This window comes from Halobacillus halophilus, from assembly GCF_020171985.1.
Classification (GTDB): domain Bacteria; phylum Bacillota; class Bacilli; order Bacillales; family Halobacillaceae; genus Halobacillus; species Halobacillus halophilus_A.
Genome location: NZ_JAIVAL010000001.1, coordinates 710630 through 732198 on the forward strand (window position 1 = coordinate 710630; position 21569 = coordinate 732198).

At 41.1% G+C, this 21569-nt stretch carries 22 protein-coding genes and 2 other annotated features (1 of these 24 cut by a window edge); all 22 genes read right to left on the bottom strand.

The features are described from left to right. Positions 1–149 precede the first annotated feature (149 nt). Positions 150–1025: a prephenate dehydratase gene (pheA, locus tag LCM11_RS03695; RefSeq protein WP_224892892.1), complete on the bottom strand. Its 876-nt coding sequence runs from the start codon at positions 1023–1025 to the stop codon at positions 150–152. 14 nt (positions 1026–1039) lie between these two features. Beyond that, positions 1040–1489, bottom strand: coding sequence for an ACT domain-containing protein (locus tag LCM11_RS03700; protein WP_224892893.1), 450 nt, complete (start codon positions 1487–1489; stop codon positions 1040–1042). A gap of 17 nt (positions 1490–1506) precedes the next feature. After that, complete coding sequence (gene obgE / locus LCM11_RS03705) at positions 1507–2787, bottom strand: GTPase ObgE (RefSeq protein ID WP_224892894.1); 1281 nt, start codon at positions 2785–2787, stop codon at positions 1507–1509. Between the two features lie 13 nt (positions 2788–2800). Next, complete coding sequence (locus LCM11_RS03710) at positions 2801–3319, bottom strand: Spo0B domain-containing protein (RefSeq protein ID WP_224892895.1); 519 nt, start codon at positions 3317–3319, stop codon at positions 2801–2803. A gap of 160 nt (positions 3320–3479) precedes the next feature. Continuing rightward, complete coding sequence (gene rpmA / locus LCM11_RS03715) at positions 3480–3770, bottom strand: 50S ribosomal protein L27 (RefSeq protein WP_014643890.1); 291 nt, start codon at positions 3768–3770, stop codon at positions 3480–3482. Positions 3771–3784: 14 nt separating this feature from the next. Next, positions 3785–4114, bottom strand: coding sequence for a ribosomal-processing cysteine protease Prp (locus tag LCM11_RS03720; protein ID WP_224892896.1), 330 nt, complete (start codon positions 4112–4114; stop codon positions 3785–3787). Between the two features lie 11 nt (positions 4115–4125). After that, a complete protein-coding gene (gene rplU / locus LCM11_RS03725) occupies positions 4126–4434 on the bottom strand; it encodes a 50S ribosomal protein L21 (RefSeq protein WP_014643892.1) in 309 nt (102 codons plus the stop codon). A gap of 13 nt (positions 4435–4447) precedes the next feature. Beyond that, positions 4448–4520: a sequence feature (ribosomal protein L21 leader region), on the bottom strand. 36 nt (positions 4521–4556) lie between these two features. Then, positions 4557–5990, bottom strand: coding sequence for a ribonuclease E/G (locus tag LCM11_RS03730; RefSeq protein ID WP_224892897.1), 1434 nt, complete (start codon positions 5988–5990; stop codon positions 4557–4559). A gap of 11 nt (positions 5991–6001) precedes the next feature. Continuing rightward, a complete protein-coding gene (locus LCM11_RS03735; protein ID WP_224892898.1) occupies positions 6002–6859 on the bottom strand; it encodes a site-2 protease family protein in 858 nt (285 codons plus the stop codon). Then, complete coding sequence (locus LCM11_RS03740; protein WP_224892899.1) at positions 6846–7616, bottom strand: M23 family metallopeptidase; 771 nt, start codon at positions 7614–7616, stop codon at positions 6846–6848. The genes LCM11_RS03735 and LCM11_RS03740 overlap by 14 nt, the downstream gene beginning before the upstream one ends. Before the next feature lie 133 nt (positions 7617–7749). Then, positions 7750–8547, bottom strand: a complete 798-nt coding sequence (gene minD, locus LCM11_RS03745; RefSeq protein WP_089748931.1) for a septum site-determining protein MinD — start codon at positions 8545–8547, stop codon at positions 7750–7752. Further along, positions 8540–9226, bottom strand: coding sequence for a septum site-determining protein MinC (gene minC, locus LCM11_RS03750; protein ID WP_224892900.1), 687 nt, complete (start codon positions 9224–9226; stop codon positions 8540–8542). Before minC ends, minD begins: the two co-directional genes overlap by 8 nt. Positions 9227–9263: 37 nt before the next feature. Further along, positions 9264–9791: a rod shape-determining protein MreD gene (gene mreD, locus LCM11_RS03755; protein WP_224892901.1), complete on the bottom strand. Its 528-nt coding sequence runs from the start codon at positions 9789–9791 to the stop codon at positions 9264–9266. Next, positions 9788–10669 (bottom strand): rod shape-determining protein MreC, encoded by an 882-nt coding sequence (mreC, locus tag LCM11_RS03760; protein ID WP_224892902.1) that lies wholly within the window; start codon positions 10667–10669, stop codon positions 9788–9790. The genes mreD and mreC overlap by 4 nt, the downstream gene beginning before the upstream one ends. Before the next feature lie 11 nt (positions 10670–10680). After that, on the bottom strand, positions 10681–11721 hold the full coding sequence (locus LCM11_RS03765; protein WP_224892903.1) for a rod shape-determining protein: 1041 nt from the start codon (positions 11719–11721) through the stop codon (positions 10681–10683). Positions 11722–11879: 158 nt separating this feature from the next. Next, positions 11880–12551: a RadC family protein gene (gene radC / locus LCM11_RS03770; RefSeq protein WP_041601678.1), complete on the bottom strand. Its 672-nt coding sequence runs from the start codon at positions 12549–12551 to the stop codon at positions 11880–11882. A 59-nt stretch (positions 12552–12610) separates the two neighbouring features. Beyond that, positions 12611–13177 (bottom strand): Maf family protein, encoded by a 567-nt coding sequence (locus LCM11_RS03775; protein ID WP_224892904.1) that lies wholly within the window; start codon positions 13175–13177, stop codon positions 12611–12613. Positions 13178–13338: 161 nt separating this feature from the next. Beyond that, the gene (locus LCM11_RS03780) at positions 13339–14181 is read right to left on the bottom strand and encodes an SPOR domain-containing protein (RefSeq protein ID WP_224892905.1); all 843 of its coding nucleotides are present in this window, start codon (positions 14179–14181) and stop codon (positions 13339–13341) included. A gap of 154 nt (positions 14182–14335) precedes the next feature. Next, the gene (locus tag LCM11_RS03785) at positions 14336–15088 is read right to left on the bottom strand and encodes a prepilin peptidase (RefSeq protein WP_224892906.1); all 753 of its coding nucleotides are present in this window, start codon (positions 15086–15088) and stop codon (positions 14336–14338) included. A gap of 578 nt (positions 15089–15666) precedes the next feature. Then, positions 15667–17400 carry a sensor domain-containing diguanylate cyclase gene (locus tag LCM11_RS03790; protein WP_224892907.1) on the bottom strand — a complete coding sequence of 578 codons (1734 nt, stop codon included), beginning with the start codon at positions 17398–17400 and terminating at the stop codon, positions 15667–15669. Positions 17401–17475: 75 nt separating this feature from the next. After that, a complete protein-coding gene (locus LCM11_RS03795; protein ID WP_224892908.1) occupies positions 17476–18762 on the bottom strand; it encodes a bifunctional folylpolyglutamate synthase/dihydrofolate synthase in 1287 nt (428 codons plus the stop codon). A gap of 57 nt (positions 18763–18819) precedes the next feature. Further along, positions 18820–21462: a valine--tRNA ligase gene (locus LCM11_RS03800; RefSeq protein WP_224892909.1), complete on the bottom strand. Its 2643-nt coding sequence runs from the start codon at positions 21460–21462 to the stop codon at positions 18820–18822. Between the two features lie 59 nt (positions 21463–21521). Continuing rightward, positions 21522–21569 (bottom strand) — a binding site (T-box leader); it runs 182 nt beyond the window's last position.

Here is a 21569-nt window from a genome sequence, read left to right on the forward strand (position 1 = left end):
GAATCTAAAAACTAAAAAGGCAATAATAGCTTCATAACACTCTATGCAGTTCAAGCCAAAAGATTGATGAAAAAGCCTATATTTCTTTAGAATATTAAAAAGAACCTCGCCAAAACCTTGATATAAACAAGGTTTCGACGAGGCATAAATTAAGCTCTCCGAATAGGAGAAGGAATATCTAATTGGTAACTTGGATAAGTTCCAAGAATCTTTAACTGACACCCTAAAGCTTCTAGTTCGGCCTGCACTCCAGGAAAGAGAATCTGGTCGTACGGCTGATCAACATCTATTAAGAAAAAGTAGTTGCCAAGCCCGGTTTTCATTGGTCTTGATTCAATTTTAGATAAGTTCATCTTTCTCCAGGCGAAGGCTGCAAGGACCTGGTGAAGGGCCCCCACATAATCTTTAGGCAGCGTTACCATGACTGTGGTCTTCTGTTTTGTTACGAATTGGTCTTTTACCTTTAATGTCATCGGATTCTTTTGGACGACTGCGAAACGCGTGTGGTTATTATCATAGTCATGAATGTTCTCAGCAAGAATCTTTAACCCATTCTCTTCTGCAGCCAGATGGTTTCCAATGGCCGCTGCTCCAGTCCCCGTATCCGCTACAATTTCAGCTGCTCTTCCAGTGGAAGCCGTATATTCCAGATCTGCTTGCGGATAGTTCTTGTGTAGATACTGGTGACACTGCGCAATCGCATGGCTATGCGAGTAGATTTTCTTAAGGTCATGGTCATAATGATCAGGATGTACAAGTAAATGCTGTTTAATCGGTACTGTCAATTCAGCAATGATGGACTGATTTACTTGATGAACCAAATAATCTATGGTCAAGTGGACAGAGCCCTCTATAGCGTTTTCAAGGGGAACGACTCCCGTATCTACCTCGCCATTTTCCACTGCATCCAGGCAGGCTGGAATGCTTTCATATCCAATATAAGTACCACCGTCGAATAAGCCATCGACAGCCATTTTTGTAAAAGTTCCTTTAGGTCCTAAATACCCTATCCGTTGTTCCGGCATATCTTCCCCTCCAATTAAGCTCCCGTACTTAGAATTTCTACTCGATCCACAAAGTCGAGTTTATGAAGCTGCTGCAGCATTCGTTCTATCGTACCAACCATACCAGTCGTGTTCAGCGACAAGGTAACATTTGCCTTTCCTTGTAATGGAATGGTCTGGTGAATGGTAAGAACATTGCACCCGGACTGCGCTACGGTACGCAATAAATTGGATAACGTACCCGCCCTGTCTTCTAAGTGAAAGAAAAGAGTGATCATCTGCTCTTTTACCATTGCCTGAAAAGGAAATACTGCATCTCTATATTTATAAAAAGCACTCCTGGACAGTCCTACATGCTGAACAGCTTCAAATATTGATTCAGCTTTACCGCGTTCTAACAGCGCTTTAGCCTCTATGGTTTTTTTCATGGCTTCAGGGAGAATGTCGCTACGGACTAAATAAAATTTTTCGTTATAATCCGTCATCCAATCCTCTCCCCTCATTAATCTACAAATTCGAATTCATAATCAAGTACTCTGACTGTGTCCCCATCTTTCGCTCCTCGTTCTCTTAAAGCATCGTCCACACCCATACTGCGCATTTGTCTGGCAAAACGATTAATGGATTGATCCCTTGAGAAATCCGTTCGTCTAAATAAGGATTCAATCTTTTCACCATATAATACATAAGCTCCATCGTCTGCTCTTGTCAATTGGAAAGGAGCTTCTTCTTTTTCAAATTTATAAACGACCCGCTCATCGACTTCTTCAACAGACTCTTCATGCTTCGGTATTTGATCCAATTGATCAGCTACTGTATAAAGAAGCTCATCCAGCCCCTCACGAGTTATTGTAGATATAGGAAAGACCATAACGTCTTTATCCAGCTTCTCTTTAAATGCCTTCAGGTTTTCTGCAGAATCCGGCATATCCATCTTATTGGCTACAATGATTTGAGGACGATTTTCCAGTCTCTTGTCGTAAGAAGATAGTTCATTGTTGATCGTGACATAATCTTCAAAAGGATCGCGTCCTTCCACACCTGACATATCCACAACATGAAGCAGCAACCTTGTTCGCTCTACATGTCGTAAGAATTGATGACCAAGTCCGATTCCTTCATGTGCGCCTTCAATCAGCCCAGGAAGGTCCGCCATTACAAAACTGCGGTGATCCTGACTTTCCACCACCCCTAGATTTGGGGATAGAGTTGTAAAATGATAATCCGCAATTTTAGGTTTTGCTGCAGTTACTACAGAAAGAAACGTTGACTTCCCTACACTAGGAAAGCCTACTAACCCTACGTCAGCCAATAATTTTAATTCAACGACCACATCAAGTTCTTCTCCAGGTTCACCATTCTCAGCAATTTCTGGTGCGGGATTTCTTGCTGTAGCAAACCTGGCATTGCCACGACCGCCTCTCCCGCCTTTTGCTATTACGGCCCGTTGTTTATGTTCTGTTAAGTCAGCAATAACCTTATCTGTGTCGGCATCCTTTACCGTTGTGCCTGGAGGAACGCTGACTACTAGAGGATCAGCATTTTTACCATGCTGCTTCTGGTTCATGCCATTTTCTCCACGAGCCGCTTTGAAATGATGCTGATAACGAAAATCCATTAGGGTATTCAGCCCTTCATCCACTTCAAAGATAACATTCCCGCCATTTCCACCGTCTCCACCGGCGGGTCCGCCTTTTGGAACATATTTTTCACGACGGTAGGCAACTAAACCGTTCCCTCCATCTCCAGCTTTAACAAATACTTTAACCTGATCAACAAACATCTTCTTCACCTCTTCAATCTATCATCATTTCGATAGATAATTCTCTTTCCTCTAAAATAGTGGCTATAAACCCTGCCTGATTCAACTCTTTCAAAAAGGTATCTATGTGCCGGAAGCGACCATCCCATTCCCAGCTTACCCCTAATGAATGCTCATCTATGCCCTTATAAATTTGGACGGATCCCTCATAGAGTTCATCCTCCACCCTATAGTCATTCATTAATTCAATCATGCGCTCGCCACAAGCCTGCAGCTTTTGATCATGACGGGATAAATCAACATCTTCACTCAAAGAGTATTTAATTCTGTAATAGTCATATTTCCAATTGAACGATATTAGCCAAATGGGAAAAACAACGGCATCACTATTCAATATTCTTCTTTCATTTTCAGCTTCATTTTTTATGTCTTCGATTTGATCTAATAACCGCTCCTGCTTCCCCAGAGATGCGTATCCCTGAAGCAGCTGAATTTGATTCATCCAGTCATGACGCTTATGTCTGAGAAGCGTAATGATTTCTTTGTCATCCAACGGGGGTCAGCTCCTTCGGTCATCCATAATAATAAAAAGTATAGCAAATATAGGCAGGAAACTAAAATAATCTTCGAAAATTATATAACAAAAAAAGCCACGCTTATGCAAAAGGCACAGCGCGGCTTCAAATTACGTATGAACCCATACACTATTTAGTTTACGCTTCCTGAGCAACAGGATAAACGCTGACTTTTTTGCGGTCGCGTCCGTAACGTTCGAATTTAACAACTCCGTCCACTTTAGCGAACAATGTATCATCGCCGCCGCGGCCAACGTTAGCTCCAGGGTAAACTTTTGTACCGCGTTGACGGTAAAGGATAGAACCACCAGTTACCGTTTGTCCGTCTGCACGCTTAGCTCCAAGACGCTTAGACTCAGAATCACGGCCGTTTTTTGTACTACCTACACCCTTTTTCTGGGCAAAAAACTGCAAATCAAGACGTAGCATGGGTCTCCACCTCCTTATTGGTTTGATATTGTAATATATTGGTTGTATTCATGTTCAATTGTCTGAAGCGAAACCACCATGCCTTCAAGAAGCAACTGGGATTTAGCATAAGTTTCTTCATTCAATCCCTCAGGAAGAATAATTTTAAGAAAACCGCCTTCTCCACCCTGCTCGACATGTGGTTCAAATTCACAAAGACTCACCAGTGAATTGACTGCTCCAAAGGAAACAGCTGATACTGCTGCACATACTAGATCATGACCATAAGGTCCACTCTCAGCATGTCCAGATATCTCAAAACCTGTGATATCTCCCTGTGAACGAAACAACGACACGTTAATCATACCGTCCGACCTTACGCGTTGATATCTTCAACGATAAGTTTCGTGTACGGCTGACGGTGACCTTGTTTGCGCTTATAGTTCTTTTTAGGCTTATATTTGAAGACGGTAAGCTTTTTCTGACGACCTTGTTTCTCAACTTTAGCCGTGACAGAAGCACCATCAACGTAAGGAGCACCGATTTTAGAATCTTCTCCACCTACAAATAGAACTTTGTCGAAAGTTACAGTGTCACCAGATTCTACGTTTACTTTCTCTACATAGATCTCCTGGCCTTTTTCAACTTTAACTTGTTTACCACCAGTTTCAATAATTGCGTACATACTTGCACCTCCTCGATTTACTCAGACTCGCCATTCAGGTACCGGAAACGGTTTTTCAAACCTGTTCTGTGCGGTTGTAGCATCGGAGTGCTACTTGAATAACAAAACAATGTTACCACAGTTCAAAACAAGTTGTCAACATGATAACCGCGCTTATGAATTGTTTCACGAATCATGTCCACGGACCCTTCAAGCTCAATTTGATAGTGAGAAACGCTTGGATCCTCTCTAACAAACAGCTCCTGTGGAATTTTACTAGATATACTGTCTGAAAGCAATTGTTTTTTTACGATTTTAAGCTGGGGATTTATACATAACAGAATAGCTTCCTGGTTTTTTCCCACCCCAAAAAGAAGTTCTCGCTCAAGACGGAAAACGGCCGTTTCGACTGTTAGCACAGGTTCAGGATTTTCCTGCAATAATTGGAGGGGGCTCATCCATTCGTTCTTTCGAGTCATTTCCATGATACCTAGTCGTGTAATCCCTAAAATCTGCGTTCGCACTAAATCCTGTTTAGCGAAATTCTTCATCTCATTTAAGAGTTGTTCTTCAGCTGAATTATCCTTCATAGATATAAAATCCACCATTATTATTCCAGAGATATTTCTTAAGCGCAGCTGTCTGAGAATTTCTTTCCCCGCCCGCCTATTCACGTCTAGCGTTTGTGAGTTTGAAAAAGCTTTTCCTTTATATTTGTAACTATTCACATCAACAACTGTCATTGCTTCCGTTACTTCTATTACAATCTCAATTCCGCCTTCAATTTCCAAGCGAGAGTTGATAATCTCCATTTGCAGGTCCTGTAACCTGCGGGCTACTTCATTTGTTCGCTTAGGTTTCCAGCTGATTTTATCTTTAATTGATGGATATGTATTTTTTAATTGTTCACTTTCCTCGACCCCATCTACGATGATCGTTTCCAGGGATTTTAGAGGAAACTTTCTAATTAACTGATCAGGAATAATCTCATCTTTCCATATGAGACGCGGAGGTTTTGTAAGCTGTTCCGTAGTAATTCTCAACCACTGCTCCTTTAACAATTCCATTTCCTTGATCACCTGAACGGGGTTAACATCAGCGGCAGCCGTGCGGATAATACAGCCTTCTACAGGACTCAGAATTTCCTCAAGTTCTGATTGAAGGTGAGTAGTTGCAGAAGGAGTTAGTTTCTTCGAAATAGAAGTTTTCCTTCCATAGGGCTGATAAATCGTATAAAGGCCTGGAAGAGTAATATCTGCACTAACCTGCGGACCTTTATTACCCTTGGATTCTTTTATTACCTGGAGAAATAAATACTCTCCTTCTTTTAAAGTGGTATGAATCGATTCTTTAGCCCATGGAATCGCAGGCTTCCTTAGAAAAGCATTCTGTCCTTGTCCTATGTCAACAAAAGCCGCCTGAAGTCCATGATCAATGTTCTGGACTCTGCCAACAAAAACAGCCCCAGAAAGTGCCTTTACTCCAGGGCGTTCTATCACATATTCATTGATACGATTATTCTCTATCACGACTCCTGTTTTCTCAGAAGTTTGTGTATGGAAAACGATTTCCCTCATGTCATCCCTCTTCATAACGCAATTTTAGGTAAGTCCCTTAAGCGCAAATCAGAATTTTTCTTTTCAAAAAACGCTTGCAGGCATTCTTGCTCATCTACTATATAGAAAAGGGGGGATTCTTTCAACACATAAAGGTGATTTCGGTTGCTTCTAATATTTTTCAGCGCATCTCGTACCAGCATTTCTTGGGGAACATTTACATATATAGATCTTAAATGCCGGCGGTCCTCAAGCGCACAATGCATTAAATACCTCATCTGTGTGTAAGTTCTTCTTCTCCATTCCAGAACATTTTCCACAATTAAAAAAGCAGCCAGAAGAATCCCCGCAAACGTCCATCGTCCGTCCAGCGTAAGCCAGCTGCCAATCAGAAGTATAGAAAGGAATGAAAAGAATAAAGTAAGCATAAGACTTTTTCTGAAACTTGCTGTCTGATTCATCAGATAAAATATTATTTTACCTCCATCTAATGGCCAGATCGGAAGAAGGTTAAACAGAAGTATAACTCCATTATAAAAAACAGCTACACTTAAGAGGGGATTAGGCCCCATAGTTACATGCAAAATCATAAGAAGAGCAAATATCCAAATGTGCTGCAGCGGTCCTGCCAGAATCACGCTTACTTGTTCTCGAAAAGGTCGTGTATTATGTTCTTCACTAACCACAGCACCTCCGAACAGCCAGAACTCTATCTTCGTAACTCTCCACCCAAAATGCTTAGCGGTAAAAAAGTGCCCCAGTTCATGGATCATAACAATAGAAAACAAAATAACAAATTCATAAATAGCCCCAGTAAGGAATGCGGAAATAGCTAATAGAAAGAAGAGAGGGTGAATATGAATACTCGGGAGTAAATTAAGAACTTTCATCCACTTTTATTACCTCTACAGGATCTAAATATTTTTCGTCTTTCTCAATGGCAAAAAAGAACTCCGCTGATTCCCCTTCTTCCGATTTTACTGATCCTACACTTCTTTGGGCTTGTACATGTTCATAAAGATGAACATCAATGGAAGATAAATAGCCATAAATGCTTTTAGAACCATCTTCGTGCTGCACAATTACTGTTTTTTGAGTGTCTTTATCATTTCCTGCAAAAATAACGGTACCTTCTCTTACCGCTTTAATCTCCGAATTATTTTCAGTGGTTAACACTATTCCCTTTCCATCATTCTGGAAAGATGTAGTAACAGTTCCATTTACGGGCATGGCGAGATTTTCTTCCGTGGAGGGTTGTTTTGGAGCCACCACCTGTAAAGGCTCTCCAAAGCGTTCACTATACCAGGACGTCACTGCAGCAAATGGAAAGTCCTCCTGCAGTTGAGAGGTTACCCATTCCTCTGGCCCATTAAGTAAAGCAATATCTGTCTGTTTGCCTAGTGCAACAGCAGCAAATAATAGAACAGAAAAAAACAACTGAACCCCCAGGCGACTTGTCTCTTTTTGAAATTCAGGGAGCGGTCGCTTTTTTTCATAACCACTACTTGTTACCAAGGGTGGATAGCCATGCATTTCTTCATCCTGAGGTGGAACAAACGACTTTTTAGGAAGTTCGTAGCTGCCCTGAACCTTTTTTTTCTTACGCTCTGATATATTTTTACGGACGTGTTCAATGTCTCTCCTCAAAATAATCCCTCTCTTTCCGCCACCTTTTTTTACATTCTATGGGGCTCGTAAGGGATATATGTGTAAAAGCTTGTCCGAAGCCAAAAGAAAAGAACGCCTGTTTTTATCAAAAAACAGGCGTTCTTTTCTAAATTTATGTGCGCATTCCAAAGAAGCGTTTTACTTTTGAGAACATACCATTATCTTCATCTAAATTCATTAGCGGCACAGCTTCCCCCAGTATTCTGCGAGCAATATTCCGGTAAGCTATCGAAGCTCTGGAATTTGGTTTCATGGCTACTGGCTCTCCGCTATTAGATGCAGTAATGACGGAGTCATCATCTACCACAATACCAAGTAAATCAATGGATAATACTGAAACGATCTCGTCTACATCGAGCATGTCTCCGCTTTTCATCATGTGATTTCTGATACGATTTATAATAAGTTTCGGAGCTTCAATTTCTTCCTGTTCAAGAAGTCCAATGATGCGATCTGCGTCCCGAACACTCGATTTTTCAGGAGTTGTAACGACTACAGCTTTATCAGCGCCAGCCACAGCATTTTTATATCCTTGTTCAATTCCGGCTGGGCAATCAATAATAATATAGTCATAGTCTTGCTTCAATTCTTCCACAATTTCTTTAATTCCTTCTGGAGTCACCTCGGATTTATCGGAAGTCTGGGCTGCCGGCAATAGATGCAGACAGTCAAAACGTTTATCAGTTACAAGGGCTTGTTTTGTTTTGCAACGTTCATTTACTACATCCACAATATCGTAAATAATACGATTTTCCAGCCCCATCACCACATCTAAATTCCTGAGACCAATATCTGTATCCACCAGACAAACTTTTTTGTTCTGTAAGGCCAAAGCGGTCCCCAGATTGGCGGTAGTTGTGGTCTTTCCAACCCCTCCCTTTCCGGAGGTAATTACTATCGCTTCACCCATTCCTCATTCTCCTTTCAAAACTTGCAAGATCCGGTTTCTTCTTCACAACTTCCTGTAATCGGTCGATGCGAATCTTCCCTTCCTGTTCATCAATAAATCCGCACTCCATATACACACCTTCCGTTTCATAATCAGGAGCCCGGCTAACCTGGTCGGCAATTCGTAATTGGCTCGGCTGCATATAGGAGGCAGCAATCACCGTTTCTGTATCGCCTTCAACCCCGGCATGTGCCACACCTTTGAGGCTGCCAAGTACATACACATTGCCTGTCGCTGATATACTTCCGCCTGGGTTAACATCTCCAATAAGCAGCAAATCGCCGCGTACCTCCACCAATTGTCCAGAACGGATGGTCTTGGCGATCGGAGTAATTTCTGTATTCTCTTTCCATTCAAAAGCCTCTTTTTTCGTAATAACATCTGATTCAATACGATCGACTACAAGCTTTTGCTTTTCTTTTATAATGTCTACTAGTTCTTCTTTTTGTTCGTTGGTCACAAAACGTTTACCCAATTGAATGGTCACATGTATCATAGGTTCTTCATCAGTAATGCCTTTCATAGATAACTTACTTTGTAACTCCTTCAGTATATCCTTGTAAGCACACTGATCGTCTAAACTAAGCGTCAATCCATCTCTAGTTCCTTTTATTAATACTTTTTGATCGTTTGCCGTCACAGGCTGTCACCTCAGACCTTAGACATTTTACAAAATTCTAAGCGTTATTTACTACTTCTGACCACTGTGTAACCCGATCCTTCACGACAGGATATAAAATAATGAAGAAAATCATATTAGCCGCCACAGTTGGCAGCAGTCGCAGGATAAGGTAAGTACTCCATGGCATAGAAGTGATTTGTACAAATGAATAGATTACGTAAAGTAATGTATCAGATAAAATGATCCCCAGGATCACTAACAGTGAAGCTCCGATGAAATTCGAATGAATCGTCTTATTAATACCGTGAATCACGTAAATGACCAGGGCATAAGTTACCATGTAAACTCCAAGTATGCCAGTATATACAATATCAAGCAACAAACCAAATGCCATCCCGTACCAGACCGCGAAATAAGTTTTGTCCCGATCAAAAAATATAGCCACTATTAATAAGAATAGGAGTACCCAGTGAGGAGTCATTAATAGATTTGAATATACTAGCTTTGAGGGTAATAAACTCATAGCCATCCCCTGCATAACTAGAAGAAGAAGACTGATCAGAGCAATGTAATACCTTTTCATGAATCTCCATCCTCTTTCTGATCCTCATTATCAACGGTCTGCATCGAGCGGTCAACCACGATAACATGGTTAACATTAAATAGATCAGCAAAAGGTTTTACATATGCGGTTTTAGTTAAACCGAACTGATCGTTAACGACCTCTTCCACTGTACCTATCCGCAGATCACTAGGGAAGACACCGCCGAGACCTGAAGAAATGACCGTGTCCCCTTTTTTCAATTCTTCGTCCAGTTTAATACCTTTAAGTAGTAATCTGCCACTTTCTCCATCGTAACCTTCTATTAAACCAAATGCCTCATTTTTATCTTCTCTTACAACCCAGGATGAAATCTTATTGGAACGATCAAACCCGCTCAATAGCTGAACAGTCGAGTGAAAGGCTCCAGCGGATTTAATTTTCCCTATCATTCCTTCACTGGTCAATACAGCCATATCCTTGGCCACTCCATGTTCTTCTCCTCGGTTAATGGTCATCTGCTCAAACCATCTATCAGAACTTCTGGCTATAACTGTGGCCTGGATAGGTGAATAATCACTCAACGATTTCGTTTTCCCTATCGTTTTTCGCAGCTCCGTATTGTCATCCTTTAGCCGCTGGTTGTCTTTGATAACGCCCTTGTACTCGGAAAGACGCGCTTTTAAAACCTGATTCTGTTCATACACTTCAAACATATTTTGAATATTGTCAACGGAGTTGTCAACTAGACTTATAGGTTTATGAATGATACTCTGCATCCATCCTACCGTATCTTTAAAGAATTTCTCAGGCGTAGTTAAAGTGTCACGATCCCGAATCGAAAACCCGATTAAAGCAACCAATACGATGAAGCCGATTAATACTGCCATTAATCTTTTTCTTCGAAATAAGCTTGGCATATCTTGACCGCCTACTCCATTTTCGCTCGGCTTGCTACATTAGGTTGGGCTCTGAAATGGTGGATATTTTCGAGAGACTTTCCAGTGCCAATAACTACACAATCCAGTGGTTCTTCTGCAATGAAGACAGGCATCTCTGTACGTTCACTGATGACAGTATCCAAATTCTTAAGTAATGCTCCGCCGCCCGTTAAGACAATTCCTCGCTCCATAATGTCGGACGCAAGTTCAGGAGGGGTTTTTTCCAGCGTGTTAATTATTGTTTCAATAATTGTATCCACTGTATCTTTAACAACATTAATAATTTCTTCAGAATGAACCGTAATCGTTTTAGGAAGACCAGTGAGCAGGTCACGGCCGCGAATATCCATTTCATCATTGCCCTGGATACTGCCAGCTCCGCTAAGTTCCATTTTTACTTCTTCTGCCGTTCTTTCCCCAATCATAAGGTTATACTTTTTTCTGACGTGCTGAATGATAGAATCATCCATCTCGTCGCCGGCTACACGTATAGATTGACTGGTTACGATTCCACCCATGGAAAGGATTGCTACTTCAGTGGTGCCTCCACCGATGTCTACAATCATACTTCCTGTAGGTTCCCATACGGGAAGTCCAGCTCCAATCGCCGCAGCAAAAGGTTCCGCTATAGGAAATGCTTCTTTCGCACCCGCCTGTTTTGTAGCATCAATCACTGCACGTTCTTCCACCATCGTAATACCAGATGGAACACAGACCATAATGTTGGGCTTACTTGCAAATGAAGATCTGGTTTTCAGTGCTTTTTGAATGTAGTATTTCATCATTTGAGCTGTGGTCTCATAATCCGCTATGACCCCATCTTTCATTGGACGAATAACAGTTATGTACGCCGGAGTACGGCCGATCATTTTACGAGCTTCGTTTCCTACGGCCAGAATTTCACCTGTTTGATTATTTTTGGCTACGACAGAAGGCTCCCTTACAATAACCCCTTTATCTTTTAGATAAACAAGTGTATTCGCAGTACCTAAATCAATCCCTAAGTCTTGAGAAAAACCAAATAGACCCAATTCAATCTTCCTTTCTAAGTGCCCGCATTGCTCAGGCGGGGTCAGGCATAAGCCTTTCGTGGATTAGAAGAAGCGCCTATTTATAAGAAGTTCCTATAAATGGCGCCTATTATCTCCATCTATTCAATTATACGAAAAATTAGATAAAATAGATAGTGTTACAAGTATCCTTTTTCTTTTAAAGATATAAACTTTCGATCTCCTATGACAAGATGATCCAATAATTCAATACCGATCATCTTGCCGCACTCCTGCAAACGTCTGGTTACCTGGATGTCTTCTTGGGAAGGAGTAGGGTCTCCGGAAGGATGGTTGTGAGCGCATATAATGGAGGCAGCCGAACGCTTCACGGCCTCTTTAAAAACCTCACGGGGATGAACAATCGAAGCGTTCAAGCTTCCGATGAAGATGGTCTGGCGGTGGAGGACCTGATTCTTAGTATTCAAGAATAAACAAATGAAGTGCTCCTGTTTTAAGTCGCGCATTTCTTCCATTACGAAATCAGCTCCGTCTTCAGGGCTGCGAATCATGTATCTTTCTACGGGCTTCATTTGCTGCATTCTCTTCCCTATTTCAATAGCTGACATGATTAAAACGGCCTTTGCTACCCCAATCCCCCTAATAGCGGTCAACTCTTCAAGGGTCGCGTCTTTTAGTAATAAAATGCCCTCAAAATGAATAAGAAGACGCTGAGCCAAATCCATAACAGACTCTCTTTTAGTCCCGCTTCCTAAAAGGATGGCTAGTAGTTCCTGATTGGAAAGATGGGAAGCGCCTATTTCCAAGAGTCTCTCCCTGGGACGATCTTCCTTGGGTACATCCTTAATCATAATACTTACATTTGTCACCATCTTCGCTCCCTTACAACTCATTCCTCATGTAGAGAACGTCAGTCCAGCAACACTCCAAAAGCTTCCAGTTCCCTTACGACTCTAGCTATAGGTAAGCCTACTACACTATAGTAATCTCCCTGAATATACTTTACAAAAAGTGCTCCTTTCCCCTGTATGCCATAACCACCTGCTTTATCCCACGCTTCCCCTGACTCCATATACTTATGAATTTCCTTATCAGATAGGGAAAAGAACGTAATATCTGTTTTGACAACAAACGATTCGATGTTTTCCTTCGAACGTAATGTCACTCCTGTATGCACTTGGTGGGTCCGTCCACTTAAATTCGTAAGAAAACGAATAGCTTCACTCTCATCAGCAGGTTTTCCAAAAATCTTTCCATCTATGGATACGAGGGTATCGGCTGTAAGCAGTACTTCATTCTCCTCGATAGGGATAGCTAAACTTTTTTGTTCTGATAAATATCTGACTGCTTGTTCTGGGAGGGCACCTTTCTCCAATTCTTCGTCTGTTCCAGAAACTCTCAGTAAAAACTTGTACCCGGCCTCTTTAAGTAATTCTTTTCTTCTGGGGGACTGCGATCCAAGTATAAGTGTAGGCATTAACTAAACTCCTTACTCTACATGAGGTATTCTCATTTTACAGTAATCTCTGTCAGTCTTTGATTTACACAAACAGAATTTCAGTTACCAAAAACAAGTAAAAAAGAAGATTCCAATAGTGAATTTCTTAAAAATTCGCTACGATATGAGCCCTATACTCTCTATTCCATCATTTTTTCAAGAGAATAAGCTACCTTTAGCCAATTCAAATGGTAATCGTCACGTTGCTCCCATTCTTGCAGTGAGGAAAGTAACGGGGAGTTAGGATCCTGTTCTTCCAGGGTGCTAAGCAGCTTTTGACGATCTGCTTCAGCAAGTTGATCAATTGAAAAATTCTCCAAGTGATCGATCATAATCTCAAATGTTTTAGCTTCTTTTCCTTTAAAGGAGCCTTCTCCCTTCAATACAGACCAGGACTTTACGTAGGTTTCAATACTACGTTCAGATAACTCTGCAGCAATTTGAGAAGCTTCGCTTTCTGTTTGCGCGCTACCTGCAAATAAATAAAACTGATGATCCCTTTCCCAAACCATAGAAGAAACAGAAAGAGCAGTCAATTTACTTTTCCATTGGAGAGCTTTTTCTTCTGTAGTAAAAACTCCCGCCTGAACCAAATAGGCTTCAACTGCGTTGGGATTTACAGCAGCAACTTGCTCTGTAACAGCTTCTTCAGAAGGAGCTGAGGCGGGTATCATTTCTTTACCAGCAGTCGTTTCGTCTGTCAGGCTAACAAACATGCGCAGGAGTAGAAATCCGAGTCCAAAACTTAATAAGAGTGCTGAAGAAGCAGCAATAACCAAGTACTTTACTGAGTTCTTCTTATACCTTTTTTTCTTAGTAGGTGATTGACCTGGTTTTCGAATTTCTAATACCGGTATCTCTTCTATCTCATTTGGGTGTGGATCTGATGCCGCAACCTCCTCTTTCGCCTGAATTATTTCATTTTTAGGAACTTTTTCATTTTCATTGCGGAAAGATATGGTTATTTTTTTATTCGGTCCCATCGTTTAATCACTCCTGCAAGGTTTGTCCCAACCCTATCACAGCAACCACAAAAACAACGTTGAAATTTGTCAGTATTGTTTCGACAATTTCACTTGTTAGCTACTTCTGTACAGTAAGCGTCTTTACAATAATATGATATGAGTTCCCCCAAACCTAAAAGGATGACAGGTATAAAACAACTAAATTTTCTCCATAAAAATACACAATAACAGCAGCGGAAACAATAGAAGGACCAAATGGCACAGGGTCTTTACGACCACTACGTTTCAAACTGATCATGAGCAGACTGCTTACCGTACCGATGAAAACAGCTATAAAAAACGTTAACAGTACATGCTGAGTACCAAGAAGAATTCCCAGCACTCCCAAAAGCTTCATATCTCCGGCACCCATTCCTCCTCTACTTAAAATTATAATAGAAGCAATCAAAAGAAAGGAAACAACCGCTCCATTTACAGAGGAATACCAGGGGTGAAGCGGATATACGAATCTGTAGATAATAAATAAAACGGAGAACCATATAAGGAGACGGTCTGGAATAAGCATGTATTTCAGATCACTGACAGTTACCAAGATACTTAAACTAATGAGTAAACAGGCACCTAAAAAAGAAGGTGTCCATCCGTAAACGAGGTAAGAGAATAAAAACAGAACGCCTGTTAAGGCTTCTACGATTGGATAAGAGAGGGATATGTGAGTACAGCAATGCCTGCATGCACCTTTTATGAAAAGATAAGAGAAAAGAGGGATCAGATCGATAGGCTGCAATTTAGTTTTACAATGAGGACATTTAGAGCGGCCAGTAAGAAAGGGGGCTCTTACTGGAAGGCGAATTCCGACTACATGGTAAAAGGAGCCTAAAATTAACCCAGTTGTAAGTATATAGAGGGATAGTAAAGAGTGCATCAATTTCTCCTTTTGGATCGATATTTTTTTGAGGGGAAGATCGTAATACTAGAAGAATGTTTTAATTTAGTTTGCTTATCGCATTTGTGGTGGAGTTTTGTGAGGGATTCCCAGTTGCAAGAATATTCTTTTTCATCTAACTATTTCCTCCTTTCTCATTAACTATATGTAATTATAAAATAAGAAACTCTGTCTGTCCTCTCTTATTACACGAACTTTGTTAATTTCTTTTGGAAACAGATAAGCTACCGCTGCTAAGAGACTTGGTTTCGAGATAAATGAGGTCGTAACGTTAAAGGGAGAAGGGCGGAAAGGAAAGGGAAACGATAAGATTAAGAAGACGACGCCTGAGGAACCTCACCATAAAGGATGTTCGACCTAGACCGCCAACTCCTTTGATAACATCGGACGCCCCTGTGTCGTGTAGAACACGGAAAGCGAATCCTCCCTCGCAGAACCTTGACCGGGAAACAATAGCTCGAAATGAAGTCTTTCAATAACCGGCCCGATTGTATAATACATTCTTAATAAAAAAGCACAGCCCGTATTTAAACTGTATTAAAAAAGTCCAATAACGATTATTGGACTTTTGTTTTCAATTGACTATAATTTGCTACCTTATTTCTTCCTTGCTGCTTTGCACCTATGTACATCGCCCGATCTGCATGACGAATTAATTCTAAGGGCTCTTCACAATCATCCGGGTAAACTGCCACTCCTATACTGGCTGTAACATTAATCTCCTGGACGGTTTCCCAGCTTAATATGTGTTCGTGAGAGTAGAACGGTTCAGAGGATATGGCACGTTTAATTTCTTTAGCTACGTTAATAGATTGATCAGCCGAATATCCCGGTAGAAGAATCACAAATTCTTCTCCGCCATATCGAGCAAGCACTCCTCGTTCACTTAAAACCATACGCAGTCTGTCTGCCAGCTGACAAAGAATTTCATTGCCACTTTCATGTCCATAGGTATCATTGACTTGCTTAAAATGATCTATGTCTAAAAGAATAAGAGAAATTGGCTTCTTTATTTCTTCTTTTTCCCATTGCACAAATAAATCCCGCAAATAACTTTCAAAGTAGCGATAGTTGTAAAGGCCCGTAAGTGGGCATCGTTCACTTTCTTCTTTGCGCTGCTCATAGTGCCTCGCATTATCAATAGCAACCCCCAGATAATTGCTTAGAATCCTAAGAATCATAAACTGAAACTGTAGGAATGCCCGCTTTTTTTTAGAATAAATCGTTATAATGCCCACAATCTCGTTATTTCTTTCTACTGGTACAGAAAGGACACTTTCCGCATTCAAAGGCGTAAATGAGTTCGCTAAATGCTTCCACTCAGCTCTCTTTTTATAATGAAAACTCCCGTTTTTGATCTTTGCTGTTCTGCTAACGCCTTCCCCCCTGTTCATTTGCAACTCTGAGAGCTTCATTTCTCCGGAACGATCAAAGAAGCGAATTAGCTTTAGTTGATTTTCGGATAGTACATCATAAACATAAATATAATCAAGTGGAAGCAATTCGGTGAGGCGGTCTACAAATAAGTCAAGCACATCCTTAACCCCAAGTTTCCCCGTAAGTTCGTGTCCAATCTTACTAGTTATCTTTAAATAGGAATTGATTTCATTGCTATTATGAAAGAGCATGAGCATTCCAGAAATAAAGATAAAAGGAATTCCAACAAAAAACATAGCATTTATTCCAAATTCAAGGAAAACAATATAAAGGACAAACCCAACAGGGAGTACAATCCCTGCCGTGCCTAAGTCCCATACAAAACCACTGTCCCACCATACGATTTTCTGCTTATAGATTATCTTTGTAATTATTTTCAACGATAGCTGATTGAGAGCAATTTGTGATAAAGCGTATGTAATTATGGGGAGGGCATCCGTTATAGAAGAAACGGCTTCTCCCCCATGCTCTCCACCCAAAGCATAATATACTTGGGCTGACAGGACTGATATAGCAAGAAACATCAGGAAATTAATAGGAATTCGATGAGAGGAGGTGCGGTCCACGCGAACCTTCAAAAGTAAAAAAAGCAAAGATACTTGGGATATGATAATTTCTACAAATAACCCATATTGCAAGAAAGCTGCGAATGCGATTCCATGAGTGAAGAATACAGGGTTATCTCCAATCCGCAAAGGAAAAAGAGCTACGATGGAGGCAAGTATAACGAAAGACCCAATTTCCATTATATTTAAGTGGAGAGGCGGATTCAGCCAACGATACAGCAAGTAAATGCTCGCAGGCCATAGACAAACCCATAGGACCCATATCTTGATTCTCTTGTACCTTTCCATCCTTGCACCCCGTCCCTGACCATATTTTCCTAAATTAGGGAAAATTAAGTAACTAAAATGTTACCATACCAGGGGTTAATATTCAAAATATTTCCTTATTTCTGATATAAAATACAGGGATCCTGTGATAAGTAAAACATCTTCTCTGTTCATCATGGACATAGCCTGCCTGATTGCCTGAACATAATCAGGGACAGTTATAGTATCCGCTATAGGGGAGAGCTCAGTTAGCTCACTGCCCGTCATAGCTCTGGGGAACTCAAACGTAGTCATATAGGCTACATCGACAACCTCTTTTAGGACTTCAAGCATATTTTTAACCGGCTTGTCTTCTAAGGCAGAATAAATAAGATGGACACGCTTGCCGCTAAAATGACGTTTCATAGTATCTGCTAAAGCTTGTGTCCCTTCTTCATTATGTGCGCCATCAATAATGGTTACAGGGTTTGTGCAAATTGTTTCAAAACGGGCTGGCCAGTAAGTTCTTAGCAGCCCTTTGCTATATTTAGTACGATTTATATCTACTCCCATTTGTTTCAGTTGCTCCATCGTCTGAAGCGCAAGTGCTGCGTTATCTACTTGATGCCGGCCTTTCATAGGACTAAGCAGATCTCCTGAATAAAATGATGAATTTATAAATTCAAAGGACTCCCCTTCAAGTGAGCTTTTTTTATATTCCACCTGAAAATCTTCCCCCAAGATTGACATAGGAGCCTTAGAAACCGAAGCCTGCTCTTTTAAAACCCTTAAAACAGACTTTTCTTTTACACCAGTAATGAGAGGTGTATTGGTTTTGATTATCCCTGCTTTTTCGTAAGCAATCTGTTCACGTGTATTCCCTAAAATATTTATATGGTCAAGACCGATATTTGTAATTACGGATAAAAGAGGCAGTAGAATATTAGTGGAATCAAAACGTCCACCAAGACCGGTTTCAAACAATACAAAGTCCAGCTTTTTCTGAGAAAAGTACAGCATAGCCATTGCCGTAATGATTTCAAATTCTGTTGGTTCTCCAAGAGATGTAGCTTGCAGCTTTTCTGCCAGAGGTTTAATTTGTTCTACTAAATCAGCGAGCTCACCATCTGGGATAGCTTCTCCATTCACACTGATTCTTTCATTAAACCTTATAATGTAGGGGGAGGTAAATGTCCCTACATCGTATCCTTGCGTTTGGAGTAAATTACTCAAAAAAGTCACTGTCGATCCTTTTCCATTTGTGCCCGCGATGTGAATAGCGTTCAGCTTTTTCTCTGGATGCCCCAGTTCTTCCATCATCCACTCCATCCGCTTTAATCCTGGTTTGACTTTAAATTTTTCTCTAGAATGAATCCATTGGATGGCTTCCTGATAGTTTGGCATGTCATTCCCTCTTTTCAAAAAGAGGAGAGTACTCCTAAGAATACCCTCCAGCTTCATTTATGCTTTTAGTTCCTCGATACGCGCTTCAACTTTGGCACGCTTATCTAAATAGTCGTTCTCTTTTTCACGTTCCTCTTCTACAACATGTTCTGGTGCTTTCTTCACAAATCCTTCATTAGCCAGCTTTTTCTGAACGCGACTAACTTCCTGATCCCACTTTTTCCATTCTTTCTCCAGGCGTTTGATTTCATCTTCAATATTGATTAAGCCTGCCAGCGGGAGGTATAGCTCCGCGCCTGTTATAACAGAGGACATGGCTTTTTCAGGAGCTTGAAGATCAGTTGCAATGGTTAATTCACTTGGATTACAGAACTTCTCCAGGTAATCACGGTTCTTTTCAAGTTCGCTAACCACATTTTTGTCCTTCGCCTGAATCATTAACTGAATTTCTTTAGACATTGGTGTGTCTACCTCTGCACGGATGTTACGAACCGAGCGGATAATGGAAACGAGACGATCCATTTCCTGAACGGCTTGCTCATTATGGAATTCATCTCTTGTTACAGGCCATGAAGCCTGTGTGATGGATTCCCCCTGATGAGGCAGGTGCTGCCAGATTTCTTCTGTGATGAACGGCATAAACGGGTGCAGCATTCTCATAATTTGATCAAGTGTGTAAGCTAAGATTGATCTTGTTGTATGAATCCTTGCCATATCCTCCCCGTATAGAGGAAGCTTAGCCATTTCAATATACCAGTCACAGAAGTCATCCCAAATGAAGTTATACATTTGTCTTCCAGCTTCACCAAATTCATATTTATCAATATTTTGTGTAACTTGTTGAATGGTTTGGTTCAATCGAGTCAGAATCCATAGATCAGCAACAGATTTTTCACCCGATAAATCAATATCCTCATACTTCAAATCGCCCATGTTCATTAAGGCAAATCTGGAAGCATTCCAGATTTTATTAGCAAAATTCCATGTTGACTCTACTTTTTCCCAATGGAAACGTAAGTCCTGACCTGGTGAAGACCCTGTCGATAAGAAATAACGCAGCGAGTCCGCACCGTACTTATCAATGACGTCCATTGGATCTACTCCGTTACCCAGGGACTTACTCATTTTACGCCCATCAGCATCCCGAACAAGTCCATGGATCAGAACATCTTCGAACGGACGACGTCCTGTAAATTCAATGGACTGGAAGATCATGCGGCTTACCCAAAAACCAATGATATCATAACCCGTAACCAATACGTTCGTAGGGAAATAACGCTTGTAGTCCTCACTGTTTTCATCAGGCCACCCCATTGTAGAAAAAGGCCAGAGAGCTGAAGAGAACCATGTGTCCAGTACATCTTCATCCTGTATCCAGTTTTCCACATCTTTCGGCTCTTCTTTGCCTACGTAGATTTCTCCTGTCTCTTTATGATACCATGCAGGAATTCGGTGGCCCCACCAAAGCTGACGCGAAATACACCAGTCTCGTGTGTTCTCCATCCAGTGAAGATAAGGTTTTTCAAAGCGGTCAGGCACAAATTGAACTTTATCTTCCCCTTTTTGTAAATCTACAGAAGCTTCAGCCAGTGGCTTCATATCTACAAACCATTGAGTAGAAAGATAAGGTTCTACAACAGCTCCACTGCGTTCGGAATGGCCAACTGAATGGAGGTGTTCTTCAATTTCAAAAAGAACCCCTTCTGACTGAAGATCTTTGACAATTTCCTTGCGGCAGTCAAATCGATCCATTCCCTGATATTTTCCTGCGTTCTCATTCATACTGCCATCTTCATTCATAATGAGGACACGCTTTAAATTATGGCGATTTCCGATCTCAAAATCATTCGGATCATGAGCAGGAGTGATCTTCACAGCGCCTGAACCAAATTCCATATCTACATATTCATCAGCCACAATCTCAATTTCTCTTCCCACGATAGGTAGTATAGCTTTCTTGCCAATTAAGTGCTGATAGCGTTCGTCTTCGGGGTGCACAGCAATAGCCGTGTCTCCAAGCATCGTTTCGGGGCGGGTTGTTGCGATCTCAATTCCGCCTTCTTCATCTTTCAACGGGTAGCGCATATGATAAAAGGCTCCCTGGACATCTTCATACTCTACTTCAATATCAGAAAGAGCAGTACGAGTAGCGGGATCCCAGTTAATAATATATTCGCCTCGATAGATTAAACCTTTTTCATAAAGCTTAACAAAAACCTCTTTAACCGCTTCGGACAACCCTTCATCCAGTGTAAATCGTTCACGGGAATAATCGAGACCAAGACCCAGCTTTTCCCATTGAGTACGGATAAACTGAGCATACTCTTTCTTCCATTCCCAGGACTTTTCAAGGAATTTCTCTCTGCCTAGATCATGACGAGATGTGCCTGCCTCTCTCAGTTTCGCCTCTACTTTGGCCTGTGTAGCAATACCGGCATGATCCATCCCAGGCAGCCAAAGGACATCATAGCCCTGCATTCGCTTCACGCGACTTAAGATATCTTGAAGGGTTGTATCCCACGCATGTCCTAAATGTAATTTACCAGTTACGTTTGGAGGGGGAATAACAATAGTATAAGGTTCTTTATTCTTATCTCCTGACGCTTCGAAAAACTTACCATCCACCCAATACTGATAGCGATCCTTTTCAACGGATGCCGGATCATATTTGGTGGGCATTGAAAGATCGGTTTGATTCATATGGATCTTCCTCCTTTTATCATCTATGTTTATAAAAATAAAAAAATCTCTTACATCCTTAAAAGGACGAAAGAGATCTAATTCCGTGGTACCACCTTAATTTACAG